The sequence below is a fragment of the Aquabacter sp. DMC10 genome (assembly GCF_056314145.1).
In genome coordinates, this window is record NZ_JBQUYX010000002.1 from 617,506 (window position 1) to 631,912 (window position 14,407).

The following is a 14,407-nucleotide window of genomic DNA, read 5'->3' on the forward strand; positions in this document are numbered from 1 at the left end:
GTTCTCATGCCACTTGGTCATGCCACTTGGTCATGCCACTGGCCAAATCGCCAGCGGACCGGTGGAAACTCCTCCGCCCAGCCGCGCTTTCAGTGGTATGGGGGCGTTCCGGTCGCATGGGCCGGTCATGGAGGGCGGGAGACCTGATGCAACGTCCGAATGTGGAACAGGCCTCGTTCCTGGTGGTCATCGCGCTGACCACCATCGCCTTCATCTGGCTGCTACTGCCCTATTATAGCGCGGTGCTGTGGGCGGTGATCCTGACCATTCTGTTCCAGCCGCTCCAGCGTTGGCTGGAGCGCGTGCTGGGAGGTCGCCCGGGCCTTGCGGCGGCGTTGAGCGTGCTCGCCTGCATCTGCATCGTGGTCATTCCCGGGTCCATGATCCTGGCCTCCCTCGCGCAGGAGGCCAACGGCCTCTACCAGCGCATTTCCTCGCGCGAGTTCAATCCCACCGAGCTTGCCGCCCGGGTCGAGGCCCTGATGCCGGCCATGCTGCGCGACATGTTGCCCCCGCTCACCCGGGAAACGCTCGGCCAGTTCGGTGAACGCATCGCCTCGGTGCTCGCCCAGGCCTCGCAGGCGATCGCGGCGCGGGCGGTGAGCATCGGGCAGGGCACCGCACAGCTCTTCGTCGGCCTCGGCGTGATGCTTTACATGCTGTTCTTCCTGTTCCGTGACGGCCCTTCGCTCGCCGCCACCATTCGCCGCACCAGCCCCCTCAGCCCGCACCATACGAACAGCATCCTGTCCAAGTTCTCCGACGTGGTCCAAGCGACGGTGAAGGGCAATCTCATCATCGCGCTCCTGCAGGGGGCGGCGGGAGGCGTGGCCTTCTGGTTGCTGGGCATCAATGGCGCGCTGATGTGGGGCGTGCTCATGGCCATGATGTCGCTGGTGCCGGCGGTGGGCTCCTTCCTCATCTGGGGGCCCGCGGCGCTCATCCTGGCCCTGTCCGGCGACTATGTGCGCGCCCTGATCCTGCTGGCGGTCGGGGTGTTCGTCATCAGCATGATCGACAACATCCTGCGCCCGCCCTTGGTGGGGAAGGGAACGCGTCTGCCCGATTATGTGGTGCTGGTGTCCACCCTCGGCGGCCTGTCCCTGTTCGGCATCGACGGCATCGTGGTGGGCCCCCTCATCGCCGCGCTGTTCGTGGCGGTGTGGTCGCTGCAGGCGGAAGACCAGGCCCGGGGCGACCGGATCGGCACCAAGGGCTGAGGTCCAGCGGGGCGCCCAGCCGCGCGCCCTCCCCGCATTTATTCCCATCCGGCCGGCGCACGACAGCGCCGGCCCTGACCGGGCTGTGCCCGGTCGGCGGGCCATCGGTTGCATCGGGGGGCGATGAGCCGCGGGTGACGCCCGCCGGCCGCGAAGGCTTGCGCCCGTGGCACAACCGCTGAAGCAACGGGCGAGGCGATGCTGCGCGGCACAAGATAGTGCCCGCATTGCACCAACAAGAATCCGGCTTGACCAAAGACGTGGTGCGCCGTACCGTCTGAATAACAAAATGATGTTTCACTATTCAAAACGAAACATCCTTCGGAAACGCTCATAAGAGGATTGGAACGTGGCACCACGTTCGACGGCGCGCGGCCAGCGCGGCGCTGCTCCCATGCCTGCTGCGCCGGCTTCAGGCGAGGACCGCGCCCTTGCGTCGGAGATGGCGCAAGAGACGGCACCGGCGGCATCGTCCGCCACGGGCACCAGCACGCTCGACCTCGCCTTGCGCATGGTGGAATTCCTGGCCATGCAGAGCCGGCCGCTGGCGCTGGCCCAGATCGCCGCCCATTTCTCGGCTTCCAAGGCCACCGTCTATCGCCACCTCGTCACCCTCCAGCGCCATGGCTTCGTGCGGCAGGACCCGGAGACCGGGCGCTATGACGCGGGTGTCAAACTCATGGTGCTGGGCGAGGCGCTGCGTGCCCGCTTCGACGTGCTTTCCGCCGCCCGCGCGGAGCTCATGGAATTGCGCGACCGCACCGGCCAGGCGGTCACCATCTGCGCCCTCGTGGACGGCGAGGTAGTGGTGCTGGAACTGGTGCAGGGCCGCACCCTCATCGAATTCGCCACCCGGCCAGGCACGCGGCTCGACTTCCACGCCAGCGCCCACGGCAAGGTCTGGCTCGCCTTCGGCACGGCCGATTTGCTGCCGCGCGCGCTCGCGGCGCCGCTGAAGAGCTGGACCGCCCATACGATCACCGACCCGGACGCCCTCGCCCGCGAGATCAGCCTCGTGCGCCAGCGCCGCTGGTCCACCGCCCCCGACGAGGTGCTGACCGGCGTTAACACGCTGGCCGCCCCCATTTTTGACCATCGCGGCACCCTCGTCGGCTCTCTGGCCATCGTCGGCGCCACGCAATTCATTCCCCCCGATCCCCCCGATACCCAGGTTGCAGAGGTCACCGGCACCGCCGCGCGCATCTCCCGCAGCCTGGGATGGAGAAGCTGAGCCATGACCTATTCGCTGGCCGTCGATATTGGCGGCACCTTCACCGACATCGTGCTGCGCCATTCCGACGGCCGCCTGCAGGTGGACAAGACGCTCACCACCCACCACGATCTGCTGGAAGGCTTCTTCCGCGGCGTCGACCAGGTGCTCGCCAAGGCCGGCGTGTCGGCGGAAGCGGTGGACGGCGTGGTGGTGCACGCCACCACGGTGGTCACCAACGCGCTCATCGAGCGCAAGGGCTTCCCCACGGCGCTCGTGGTGACGGAGGGCTTCCGCGACGTGCTCGCCATCCGCAACGAGCACCGCTACGACATGTATGACCCGCAGATCGAGTTTCCCGAGCCGCTGGTCCCGGAGCACCTCACCTTCGGCATCAAGGAGCGCGTGCTCGCCGACGGCACGGTGCACGCCGAACCCACAGACGCTGACATCGCGGCGCTCGCCGATGCCATCCGGGCCTCCGGCGCAAAGGCTGTCGCGCTCTGCTTCCTCAATTCTTTCGCCAACGGCGCCAATGAGGCGAAAGTGGCGGGGCAATTGCAGCGTCTGCTGAACGACACCTTCATCTGTACGTCGTCCGACGTGGCCCCCCAGATCCGCGAATACCAGCGCGCCTCCACGGCGACGGTGAACGCCTACACCATGCCCATCTCCCAGCCCTATCTGCGCCGCCTCTCCGAGCGGCTGCGGGACGAAGGCTTTTCCAACACGCCGCTCATCATGCTGTCCTCCGGCGGCGTGGTTGGGGCTGAGACCGCCGGCCGCAATCCGGTGCGCATGATCGAGAGCGGCCCGGCGGCCGGGGCGCTCGCCGCCTGCCATTATGCCGAAGTGCTGGGCATCGACCGGCTCATGAGCTTCGACATGGGCGGCACCACCGCCAAGGCGTGCCTGATCGAGAACCGTACCCCCCTCGTCACCGGCCTGTTCGAGGTGGACCGCCGCTATCGCTTCAAGGAAGGGTCCGGGCTTCCCGTCACCGTGCCCTCCATTGACCTTATTGAGATCGGCGCGGGTGGCGGCTCCATCGCCCATGTGGATGATCTCGGCCTACTGAAGGTGGGCCCCGAGAGCGCCGGCTCCAATCCAGGTCCTGCCTGCTATGGGCGCGGCGGACGCAATGCCACCGTCACCGATGCGGACCTGGTGCTGGGTCTCATTGATGCGGAAAACTTCCTCGGCGGCGACATGCCCCTCGACACCTCAGCCGCCGATGCCGCCATGGGCCGACTCGGGGCAGACCTGAAGGTGCCCGCCGTGCAGGCCGCGCGCGGCATCTATCGCATCGTCACCGAAGCCATGGCCTCCGCCGCCCGCACCCATGCCACCGACCGGGGCGTGGACTATCGCGGCCTGCCGCTCTTCGCCTTCGGCGGTGCCGGCCCGCTCCATGCCTGCGGGGTAGCGGAACTGCTCCAGAGCACGGCGGTGATCGTGCCGCCGCAATCGAGCGTGCTCTCCGCCTTCGGAACGCTGGTGACGCCCGTGCGCCTCGATCTGGTGCGCTCGGACCTGACCCTTCTGGACGATATCGACTGGAGTCGCGTCGATCGCATCCTGGGCGACCTGGAAGCGGAAGGCCGCGCCGCCCTGCGCGAGGCGGGGTGCCTGCCCGCCGATGTCTCGCTCCTGATCGGTGCCGACATGCGCTATCTCGGCCAGCAGCACGAAGTGACGGTCACCTTCGAGGCCGACCCGCGCGAAACCCGCGACACCGCCGCCATCGCCAAGCTGTTCGCCGGCGCCTATCGCCACCTTTACGGCGTCAACCCGGACCATGTGCCGGTGGAGATCGTCACCTGGCGGATCACCGCGCGCGGGCCCGTGGTGCCCTTCCATCCGGCGGCCCGCGTCTCGGAGGGCATTGGCAGCCCCAAGACCCACCGCAAGGTGCATGCCTGGACCGACAACCAGGATGCCGCCGTCTATGAGCGGTCCACCCTCGCCGTCGGCCAGAGCGTCAGCGGCCCCGCCATCATCGAGGAGCGGGAGACCACCACCGCCATCCCGCCCGGCTGGACCGCCACCATCGACCGCTTCGGCTGCATCGTCGCCACCAAGAATTGAGGACAGGTCCCATGCCAAATGTGAAGATGGACGGCGTCGAGCTGGAAATCCTGTGGTCGAACCTCATCGGGGTGGTGACCGAGCGGGCCAAGGCGCTGCAGCGCATCGCCTTCAGCCCCATCGTGCGCGAGGCCGGCGACCTCGCCTGCGCCCTGTTCGACCAGCGTGGCCGCATGGTGGCGCAGGCCAATACGGGCACCCCCGGCCACATCAATTCCCTCGCCTTTGCTGGCGCCCATCTGGTGCGGCTGTTCGCCGGCAAGTGCGCGCCCGGCGACGTGCTCATCACCAATGATCCCTGGCTGTCGGCGGGGCACTTCTTCGACATCACCGTGCTGACCCCCATCTTCGACGGGGAGAAGCTGATCGCCTATATCGGCTCCACCATCCATCACACGGACATTGGCGGCTACGGCATCGGCGCCGGCGCGCGGGACGTGCACGAGGAGGGCCTCTGGATCCCGCCGCTCAAGCTCTATGAAAAGGGCGAGCCGGTGGAAGTGCTGCACACCATGATCCGGCGCAATGTGCGCACGCCGGACGCGGTGTTCGGCGATCTCTCCGCCCAGGTCTCCAGCGGCCAGGCGGCGGCCGAGCATCTCATCGCCCTGTGCGAGCGCGCCGGGCTCGACGACATCGAGACGCTGTCCGACGAGATCATCCAGCGCTCCGAGGAGGCGACCCGCAACGCCATCCGCAAGCTGAAGGCCGGCACCTATCACGGCGAAAGCCAGTTCGATGTGCCCGGCGGCGAGATCATCACGCTGAAGACCGCCGTGACGGTGGACACCGACACCGGGACCATCATCGTGGATTTCACCGGCTCCTCGCCGCAGACGGCCACCGGCATCAACGTGGTGCTGAACTACACCCACGCTTATTCCACCTTCGCCATCCGCTCCTGCCTCAATCCGGACCTGCCGAACAATACCGGTTCGCTCGCCCCCATCGAGATCCGTGCGCCGGAAGGCTCGATCGTCAATTGCGCCTATCCCGCGCCGGTCAATGCGCGCCATGTGGTGGGCATGTATGTGCCCATGCCCATCCTCAAGGCGCTGCACCAGGTGATGCCGGATCGGGTTCTGGCGGAAGGATCGGGCGCGGTATGGACCATCCAGGTGCAGGGCAAGCGCGCGGATGGCCGGCCCTTCACCTCCTCCATGTTCAACTATTCCGGCGGCATGGGCGCCCGCGCCGAAAAGCACGGGCCGAGCGCCACCTGCTACCCGACCGGGGTCGCCGCCGTGCCCATCGAAATCCTGGAAGCGGCCATGCCCATCGTGTTCGACCGCAAGGAATTGCGGCGCGGCTCAGGTGGCACGGGACGCACCCGGGGCGGCGACGGCCAGTCCATCCAGTTCCACCTGCGCACTGACTATCCCTGGCTGCTCAATGCGGTGCCGAGCCGGCTGGAAAGCGGGCCGGACGGCATTGGCGGCGGCGGGCCGGGCGCGGCCGGGCGCTTCCTGGTGAACGGCAAGCCGGTGAGCGAAGCGCGCAAGCTCACCATGAATGCCGGCGACGTGGTGGTGCTGGAAACCCCCGGCGGCGGCGGCTTCGGCCCTGCGGCCTGAGCCCCGCCTCGAACAACGGCCCGGCCGGCAGAAGCCGGGCCACCCAAAAGAACAAGCTCGTTTCGGGAGGAACATCGTGACGCTTCGCACCCTCGCCGCCACAGCGCTGGTGGCCGCTTCCACACTGCTGGCCGCCCCGGCCGGCGCGCAGGAGACCTATAAGGTCGGCATCTCAGCCGGCCTCACCGGCTACGCCGCCACCGTCGACCGCGCCTGGCGCGACGGCGTGGAACTGGCCGCCGCCACCGTCAATGCCCGCGGCGGCGTGATGGGCCGCAAGATCCAGGTGATCGTGGAGGACAACCGCTCCGAGCCCCAGGAGGCGGTCACCGTCTATCGCAAGATGCTGTCCTCCGACGGCGCCCAGGTGTTCGTCTCCGGCTGCGTCTCCGCCGGCAATTTCGCCGCTGCCGGCCTGCTGGTGCGGGCCAAGGTGCCGATGATGCTCTGCTCCATCCTGCCCCAGCAGCCGGATCAATTGAAATGGGCCTTCACCACCTTGCCTCCCGCCGGCTTCGAGGTGGAAAAGCGCCTCGAATATCTGCGCGACAAGACCCAGATCCGGAAGGTGGGCGTGCTCCACGACCCCACCCCCTATGCCAATCTCCAGAAGAGCGTCGCCGAGAAGGTTGCTGCCAAGTACGGCATCGAGATCGTGGCCATCGAGCAATACAAGCAGGACGATGCTGACCTCTCCGTGCAGATCTCCAAGATGCGCTCGGCCGGCGCCGGCGCGGTCATCAAGATCGGCCTCGGCGGCACCACGCTGACCGCCGCCAAGAACATCAAGCAGCTGGGGGCGGACATGCTGCTGCTCACCAGCCTTGAGGACATCGCGGTGTTCCGTCCGGTGGCGGACGTGCTGGGCGACAAGTTCTTCTTCGTCGCCTCCCCCTCGCAGGTCTACGACGCCCTCCCCGAAGGCGCGCTGAAGGCGGAGATCACCAAGTTCCTCAACCCCTGGAAGGAAAAGTATGGGGATCGCGACCCCAACTGGGCCTCGCGCGGCTGGGACGGGCTGATGCTCACCGTTGCCGCCGTTGAGAAGGCCAAGTCCTTCGAAGGTTCGGCAGTGCGCGATGCCTATGAGGCCATCACCGGCTACCAGGGCACGACGGGCGTCTACAATTTCTCGCCCGAGGTCCACCAGGGCATCACCGAGAACCCGTTCGTCATCGCCACCATTGTCGACGGCAAGGTGAAGGTGGTGCAATGAGCACCGCCCTCGCCACGCCCGCCAGCGCGCCCGCCGCGCTGGCAATGCTGGAGACACGGGGCCTTGGCGCCCGCTACGGCCATGTGGAGGCGCTGCACGCCACCGATCTCCAGGTGGGCGAAGGCGAGCTCGTGGCCGTGCTCGGGCCCAACGGGGCGGGCAAGTCCACCTTGCTGCGCGCCATTTTGGGCCTCGTCACCAATTTCGGCAGCGTGCACCTGCGCGGCCAGCCTTTGCCCCGGCTCGACCCGGTGGCGGTGGCGTCGCGCGGCGTTGTGCTCGTGCCGGAAGGGCGCGGCATCTTCGGCCCCATGAGCGTGGCGGAGAATCTGGAGCTGGGCGCCTATCGCCTGCGCGACCGGCACGAATTCCAGCGGCGCTGGGAGCGCGTGCTGGAGCTCTTCCCCCGCCTGAAGGAGCGTCTGTCCCAGGTGGCCGGCTCCATGTCCGGCGGCGAGCAGCAGATGCTGGCCATCGGGCGCGCCCTCATGGCCGGCCCGACCGTCCTGTTGCTGGACGAGCCCTCCCTCGGGCTCGCCCCCCGCGTCACCGAGGAGATCCTGGCCACCCTCGGCCGGCTCAATGCCGAGGGGCTCTCCATCATCCTTGTAGAGCAGAAGGCGCCTTTGGCGCTGGAGCTCGCCAACCGCGCCTACCTGCTTTCGGTGGGCCGGATCGTCGCCACTCTCGATCCCCGCGAGATCACATCCTATGACGAGCTCGCTCAGCATTACTTCGCCTGAGGCCAGGCGCCGACCGCGCCTGTCCTGGCGCGCGCTGCTGCCCTACGTCCTGGTGGCGGCGGTGGTTGGCTATGCCATCGCGGTGGGTGGCTATCCCGCCACCGTAGTGTCCTTCGCGCTCATCTATGCGGTGTTCGTGATCGGCCTCAACCTGTTCATGGGCTTTGCCAACCAGGTTTCGTTCGGCCAGAACGCCTTTGCAGCCATTGGCGGCTATACGTCCGCCGTGCTCACCGCCACCTATGGCTGGGAACCCCTGCCTGCCATGGCGGCTGGGATGGCAGGCGCGCTCGCCGCCGCCTGCGCCATCGGCTATCCGACCTTGCGCCTCAAGGGCCATTATCTGGCGATGGGCACGCTCGCCATCGGCCTCATCGTCTATGAAATCACGGTGGAATGGTCGAGCGTGACCCAGGGCTATATGGGCCTGTCGGGCATTCCGCCGCTGGGCATCGGCAGCTACGAGATCAGCTCCGACCGTGGCCAGCTGGTGGTGCTCACGCTGGTTGTGGCCGCCGCCACCTTCCTGTCCGCGCGGCTGCGCCGTTCCCGCATGGGACGGGCGCTCTCGGCGGTGGCGGGCAGCGAGGAAGCGGCACGGGCGCTGGGCATTCCGGTGGCACGCTACAAGTTGTTGGCCTTCCTGCTTTCCGCGGCGCTTGCCTCCCTCTCCGGCTCACTATTCGTGCACGTGGTGGGCTTCGTGAGCCCCGAAGTGTTTGGCCTGCACATGGTGATCCTCACCTTCACCATGCTCTATGTGGGCGGCATCGGCACCGTCGCCGGCCCGGTGGTGGGCGCGCTCATCATCAGCCTGCTGCCCGAGACCTTCCGTGCCTTCAAGGATTACCAGGACCTCGCTTATGGCGCGGCGCTCATCCTGATGCTGATCTATGCCCCGAAGGGCCTCTCCTCGCTCTTCACCCTGCGGAGGCGCTCATGAGCCGGCTGGTGCTGGAAAATGTCACCAAGCGCTTCGGTGGACTCGTGGCGGTGGACGGCGTGAGCTTCGCGGTGCCGGAGGCGGGCGTCACCGCCGTCATCGGGCCGAACGGGGCTGGCAAGACCACCCTCTTCAGCCTCATCTCCGGCTTCCTGCCGCCCACGGAAGGGCGCGTCCTATTCGACGGGCAGGACATTACCGGCCTCGCCCCGGAAAAGGTTGCCCGGCGCGGCCTCGTGCGCACCTTCCAATTGGTGAAGCTGTTCGAGGACCTGACCACGCTGGAGAATGTGAAGGTGGGCCGTCACCTGCACACCAAGGCCGGCCTGTTCTCCGCCTTCCTGCGCCCGCCCTCGGCGCGGCGGGAGGAAAAAGAGGTGGAGGCCCGCGCCCGCGAGTTGCTCGCCTTCGTGGGCCTCCAGCACAAGGCCGACGACGATGCCTCCGGCCTCTCCTATGGCCAGCAGCGGCTCCTGGAAATGGCCCGGGCGCTCGCCGCCGACCCGCGCCTGGTGCTGCTGGACGAACCGGCCGCCGGTCTCAACGGGGAGGAATCCGCCGCCCTCTCCCGCATCATCCGCCGCATCGCGGAGGGAGGCACCACCGTCCTGCTCATCGAGCACGACATGACCCTCGTCATGAACACGGCGGACCGGGTGGTGGTGGTGGATTTCGGCCGCAAGATCGCCGAAGGCACGCCGGCTGAGGTGCGCACCGACCCGGCTGTCATCGCCGCCTATCTCGGCAGTTCCAAGGCCACCACCGCCCGCAGGGAGGCCGCACATGGCTGACTTTTCCTATATCCCGCAGGTGCTGGTGTCGGGGCTCGGCATTGGTTGCGTCTACGGCCTCATCGGCATCGGCTTCTGCGTGATCTACAATGCCTCGGGCATCGTGAACTTCGCCCAGGGCGCGTTCGTCATGCTGGGCGGCATGGTCACGCAAAGCCTCATGGCGAGCCAGGGCTTGCCGCTGATTCCGGCGGCCCTGGTGGCGGTGGCGCTGGTGGCGTTGCTGGGCGTCGGCCTGGAGCGGCTGGTGGTGCGGCCGCTCTGGAACCGCAAGGCGACCATGTTCACCATGATCCTGGCGACGCTCGCCGCCCAGATCGTGATCGAGCGGGTGGCGCTTCTCGTCTGGGGCGACCAGCCGCGCTCCATGGCGGTCTTCACCGACCTGCCGCCGATCCAGTTCGGCGGGGTGGCGGTGAGCTATCAATTGCTCTGGATTGTCGGCGCATCCCTCATCGCGGTGGGCGGCCTTGCCGCCTTCTTCCGCCTGTCGCGCACCGGCAAGGCCATGCGCGCCTGCGCCATCAACCGCGAAGCGGCCGCCCTCCAGGGCATTCCCGTCTCGCGCATGCTGGCGGCCGCCTTTGCCATCAGCGCCGGGCTTGGTGCCATGGCCGGCATCCTCATCACGCCCACCCAATACACCGCCTTCAATGTGGGCGTGCCCTTCGCCATTTCCGGCTTCATCGCGGCCATCGTCGGCGGCTTCGGGCGACCCTTCGGCGCCTTCCTGGGCGGGCTGATGCTGGGCCTTGTGCAATCGCTGGCGATCCTGGGCTTCGGCGCCGGACTGAAGACGGTGGCCGCCCTTTCCGTGCTGTTGGTCTTCCTCTTCATCCGGCCCTCGGGCCTGCTGGGCGCAGCGAAATAGCGTCAACCTCTCAAGGAGTTGCCTCCATGGACATCACCAAGATCAACTGGGACGCGATGGAATGGACCCCGGTGCGCGAGGGGGTCGAGCGCAAGGCCGTGTCCGGCGAAGGCGCGACCCTCGCGCTGCATCGCCTCATGCCCGGCCACGAGCCCAAGCCCCACAGCCATCCACACGAGCAGATCGCCTATATCGTCTCCGGCACCATCCGCTTCTTCGTGGGTGAGGACGAGCATCTGGTGGGCCCCGGCGGCGTCATCGTGATCCCGCCTCATGTGCGCCACTGGGGCGAGGTGGTGGGCGACGAGCCGGTCATCAATCTCGACATCTTCACCCCGCGCCGGCCCGAATACGCCTGATCTCCCGGCCGCTCATGCCATCCTGGAGCCTCTGATGGAGCCGTTCCGAGACCGCCTCGCCCGCCCCCTGCTGGGCACCTTCGTCAAATCGGCCTCCTATCAGGTGATGGAAATCCTGGCTCTGGGCGGGCTCGACTGCGCCATCATCGATGCCGAGCATGCGCCTTTCTCCCCCGGCGATCTCGACCGCATGATCCTGGCCGCCCGGGCCGGCGGATTGCCGGCCCTGGTGCGGGTGGCAGGGCTTGACCCTGCCCCCATGGCCGCCTGCCTGGACATGGGGGCCACCGGCATCGTCGTGCCTCATGTGCGTTCGGCGGACGAGGCGCGCGCGGCGGTGGCGGCGGCGAAATATGGGGGCCGGCGTGGCTTCTCCCCCTCCCCCCGCGCCGGCGGCTATGGCACGCGCGGAGCGGACGCCTATCTTGCAGCGGCGGATCAGGAGACCTCGGTCTGGTGCCAGATCGAGGATGCCGAGGCGCTGGACCGGCTCGACGAGATCGCTGCCGTGCCCGGTGTGGATTGCCTGTTCGTGGGCCGCGCCGACCTCTCGCTGTCGCTGGGTGCAGCCGGCACCGGCGATCCGCGGGTGGGGGCTGCGGTGAAGGCCGTGGGCGCCGCCTGCCGGAAGGCCGGAACCGTTGCGGGCCTTTTCATTCCCGGGACGGCGGAAATCGCCGACCGGGCGGCCGAAGGCTACAGCGCCTTCATCTGCGGCTCCGACCAGAGCTGGCTGATGGACCAGGCCCGCGCCCGCGTGCGGGCGTTTGCGGAAACCTTGGGCTGAAGAGGGTCACGCGCCGGGCGGGTCCAGGCGCCGCAGTTCCTCGGCCAGGAAGGCGACGAAAATGCGCGTCGCCTCCGGCAAGACACGGCCCTGCATGGTCTGGATCTCATAGCGCCGTTCCGTGCTGGCGCGGGTCTTCAGCGGCACCGAGCGCATGCGGAAGCGCGAGAGGCGTGTTGCGGCCGTGATGCGGCCGGTCATGATGATGCCGCCGCCGATCTCGGCGAAGCTCCAGAGGCCGGCCATGTAATTGGTGGTCATGACCGGCTCGATGACCACACCTTCCACCTCGCACAATATGTCGAACAGCTGCCGGGCGGTGGTGTCCTTGCCGGACAGGCCCACCGGATAGGCGGCGATGTCGGCAAGGGTGACGCAGGCCTGCCCCGCCAGGGGATGGTCCGGCGCCATGAGGGCAACGAGCGGGGCGCTGCCCGCCAGTTCCACCGTGATTCCGGCATCCGGCACGAAGCCGAAGGACAGGGCCACATCCACCGTGCCCTCGCTCACCATGCGCGTGGTGGCGCGCGGACCCGCCACATGCATCTCGAACGAGATGCCGGGATAGGTGGCGCGAAACATGCCGATGGCGCGCGGCACAAAGTCGGTGCCGAAGCCTTCGGTGCAGCCAACGCGCACCAGACCGCGCTCCAGCCCCTTCAGGCGGCGGATTTCCGCCATCACCTGCTCCTCGCCGAGGCGGGTGCGACGGGCATGCTGGGCCAGCAGCTCCCCTGCCGCATTCAGCACCAGGCGGCGGGACCGGCGCTCGAACAAGGGCGTGCCCAGATCCGCCTCCAGCTTGGCAATCTGCCGGCTGATGGCGGACGCCGCCACATTGAGCCGCGCAGAGGCCTCCGCGATGGACCCGCCTTGAACCACTTCGAGAAAATAGCGCAGCGCCGCATCGTCCACCGGTGCACTCCGCATCAATTGCCGTTTCGGCAATGAAACCGACTAAATATTCTAATTGCGGTAGCTCAAAAGCTCAATAAATTATCTCGCCTAGAAGCTGAGCAAAAAGCCCGGCTCAATCAAAAAATTCCAGAGAGAGAGAACATGGCCACCACTTCGTCCCGTCTCTCACGCCTCCTTGCGTCGGCCCTCATCCTCAGCGCGCTTCCGGGTGCCGCATTCGCCGACAAGGCCAAGGACACCATCGTCTACGCCTCGGATTCCGAGCCCGAAAACATCAGCCCGTACCACAACAACTTGCGGGAAGGCATCGTTATTGCCCGGCATGTCTTCGACAATTTGATCTTCCATAATCCCGAGACCGGGAAATACGAGCCGCAGCTTGCCACTGACTGGACCTGGGTGGACCCGCAGACGCTCGACCTCACCATCCGCAAGGGCGTCACCTTCCACAATGGCGACCCGCTGACCGCCGATGACGTGGTGTTCACACTCAATATGGTGGTGTCGCCGGACTCCAAGGTGGTGACCAAGCAGAATGTGAACTGGATCAAGAGCGCCGAGAAGATCGGCGACGATAAGGTCCGCATTCATCTGGTTGGCCCGTTCCCGGCGGCCATCGAATATCTGTCGGGACCTGTGGTGATCTATCCCGAGGCCTATTTCAAGAAGGTGGGGCTCGACGGTTTCGCCAAGGCCCCCGTCGGCTCCGGTCCCTATAAGATCACCTCGGTCGCGCCCGGCAAGGGCGTGAAGATGGAAAAGAACACCGCCTATTGGAAGGACAGTCCGCTGGGCCAGCCCAAGATCGGCAAGCTGGAATTCCGCGTCATTCCCGACCCGGAGACCCAGGTGGCCGAGCTGATGACCGGCGGTCTCGACTGGATCTGGCGCGTGCAGGCCGACCAGGCCAAGCAGCTGGGCGCCGTGCCCAACATCACCGTGCTCGCCGCCGAGACCATGCGCGTCGGCTTCCTCCAGCTGGATTCCCAGGGCCGGGCGCCCGGCGCCGAGCCTTTGAAGGACCCGCGCGTGCGGCAGGCCATCGCCTATGCCATCGACCGCAAGTCCATGGTGGACAATCTGGTGCGCGGCGGTGCCCGCGTCATGAACTCGGCCTGCTTCATCGACCAGTTCGGCTGCACCGACACCGGCGTGCCGCGCTATGACTATAATCCCGCCAAGGCGAAGGCCCTGCTCGCGGAGGCCGGCTATCCCAACGGCTTTTCCATCGACCTTTTTGCCTATCGCGAGCGCGAATATGCGGAAGCGGTGGTGGGCTATCTCGGCGCTATCGGCATCAAGGCCAAGCTGAACTACATGAAATATGCGGCGCTGCGCGAAATGGCCCGCTCGGGCAAGGTGCCGATCTTCTTCCAGACCTGGGCGTCCTTCTCGGTGGCCGACGCCTCCGCCTTCACCGGCGTCTGGTTCAAGGGCGATGCCGACGACATGACCCACGACCAGGGCCTCACGGATCTCCTGAAGAAGGCCGACACCACGGTGGAGACGGAGGCCCGCCTCGCCACCTATCAGGAAGCGCTGAAGCTGATCGCGGAGAAGGCCTATCTGGTGCCGCTCTTCTCCTATTCGTCGAACTATGCCTTCACCAGCGACCTGAACTTCACCGCGCAGCCCGACGAGCTGCCGCGCTTCTACCGGTCGAGCTGGAAATAGTTGCCAGAGGCCC

The 14,407-nt window shown here is 67.1% G+C and carries 13 protein-coding genes; 12 read left to right on the plus strand and 1 reads right to left on the minus strand.

Annotation, left to right across the window (positions count from 1 at the left end; translation table 11 throughout):
- Nucleotides 1–146: 146 nt before the first annotated feature.
- The 11 genes from ACT54L_RS07570 (at nt 147) to ACT54L_RS07620 (ending at nt 11,802) form a co-directional block, all read left to right on the plus strand.
- Entirely contained in the window at nt 147–1,220 is a 1,074-nt protein-coding gene (locus ACT54L_RS07570; protein ID WP_476084929.1) for an AI-2E family transporter, read from the plus strand.
- Nucleotides 1,221–1,569: 349 nt separating this feature from the next.
- A complete protein-coding gene (locus tag ACT54L_RS07575; RefSeq protein WP_476084930.1) occupies nt 1,570–2,451 on the plus strand; it encodes an IclR family transcriptional regulator in 882 nt (293 codons plus the stop codon).
- Between the two features lie 3 nt (nt 2,452–2,454).
- On the plus strand, nt 2,455–4,518 hold the full coding sequence (locus ACT54L_RS07580; RefSeq protein WP_476084931.1) for a hydantoinase/oxoprolinase family protein: 2,064 nt from the start codon (nt 2,455–2,457) through the stop codon (nt 4,516–4,518).
- A gap of 11 nt (nt 4,519–4,529) precedes the next feature.
- On the plus strand, nt 4,530–6,092 hold the full coding sequence (locus ACT54L_RS07585; protein WP_476084932.1) for a hydantoinase B/oxoprolinase family protein: 1,563 nt from the start codon (nt 4,530–4,532) through the stop codon (nt 6,090–6,092).
- Nucleotides 6,093–6,168: 76 nt separating this feature from the next.
- On the plus strand, nt 6,169–7,308 hold the full coding sequence (locus ACT54L_RS07590; protein WP_476084933.1) for an ABC transporter substrate-binding protein: 1,140 nt from the start codon (nt 6,169–6,171) through the stop codon (nt 7,306–7,308).
- A complete protein-coding gene (locus ACT54L_RS07595; protein ID WP_476084934.1) occupies nt 7,305–8,051 on the plus strand; it encodes an ABC transporter ATP-binding protein in 747 nt (248 codons plus the stop codon). The genes ACT54L_RS07590 and ACT54L_RS07595 overlap by 4 nt, the downstream gene beginning before the upstream one ends.
- The gene (locus tag ACT54L_RS07600; RefSeq protein WP_476084935.1) at nt 8,020–8,994 is read left to right on the plus strand and encodes a branched-chain amino acid ABC transporter permease; all 975 of its coding nucleotides are present in this window, start codon (nt 8,020–8,022) and stop codon (nt 8,992–8,994) included. The genes ACT54L_RS07595 and ACT54L_RS07600 overlap by 32 nt, the downstream gene beginning before the upstream one ends.
- On the plus strand, nt 8,991–9,785 hold the full coding sequence (locus tag ACT54L_RS07605; RefSeq protein WP_476084936.1) for an ABC transporter ATP-binding protein: 795 nt from the start codon (nt 8,991–8,993) through the stop codon (nt 9,783–9,785). The genes ACT54L_RS07600 and ACT54L_RS07605 overlap by 4 nt, the downstream gene beginning before the upstream one ends.
- A complete protein-coding gene (locus ACT54L_RS07610; RefSeq protein WP_476084937.1) occupies nt 9,778–10,656 on the plus strand; it encodes a branched-chain amino acid ABC transporter permease in 879 nt (292 codons plus the stop codon). The genes ACT54L_RS07605 and ACT54L_RS07610 overlap by 8 nt, the downstream gene beginning before the upstream one ends.
- Nucleotides 10,657–10,682: 26 nt before the next feature.
- Entirely contained in the window at nt 10,683–11,015 is a 333-nt protein-coding gene (locus ACT54L_RS07615) for a cupin domain-containing protein (protein WP_476084938.1), read from the plus strand.
- 34 nt (nt 11,016–11,049) lie between these two features.
- Nucleotides 11,050–11,802, plus strand: a complete 753-nt coding sequence (locus tag ACT54L_RS07620; RefSeq protein WP_476084939.1) for an HpcH/HpaI aldolase family protein — start codon at nt 11,050–11,052, stop codon at nt 11,800–11,802.
- 6 nt (nt 11,803–11,808) lie between these two features.
- Here ACT54L_RS07620 and ACT54L_RS07625 read toward each other — a convergent pair whose 3' ends face one another.
- Nucleotides 11,809–12,717 (minus strand): LysR family transcriptional regulator, encoded by a 909-nt coding sequence (locus ACT54L_RS07625; protein WP_476084940.1) that lies wholly within the window; start codon nt 12,715–12,717, stop codon nt 11,809–11,811.
- A 144-nt stretch (nt 12,718–12,861) separates the two neighbouring features.
- Between ACT54L_RS07625 and ACT54L_RS07630 the strand changes: the two genes are divergently transcribed.
- Entirely contained in the window at nt 12,862–14,394 is a 1,533-nt protein-coding gene (locus ACT54L_RS07630) for an ABC transporter substrate-binding protein (RefSeq protein WP_476084941.1), read from the plus strand.
- The last annotated feature ends 13 nt before the right edge of the window (nt 14,395–14,407 follow it).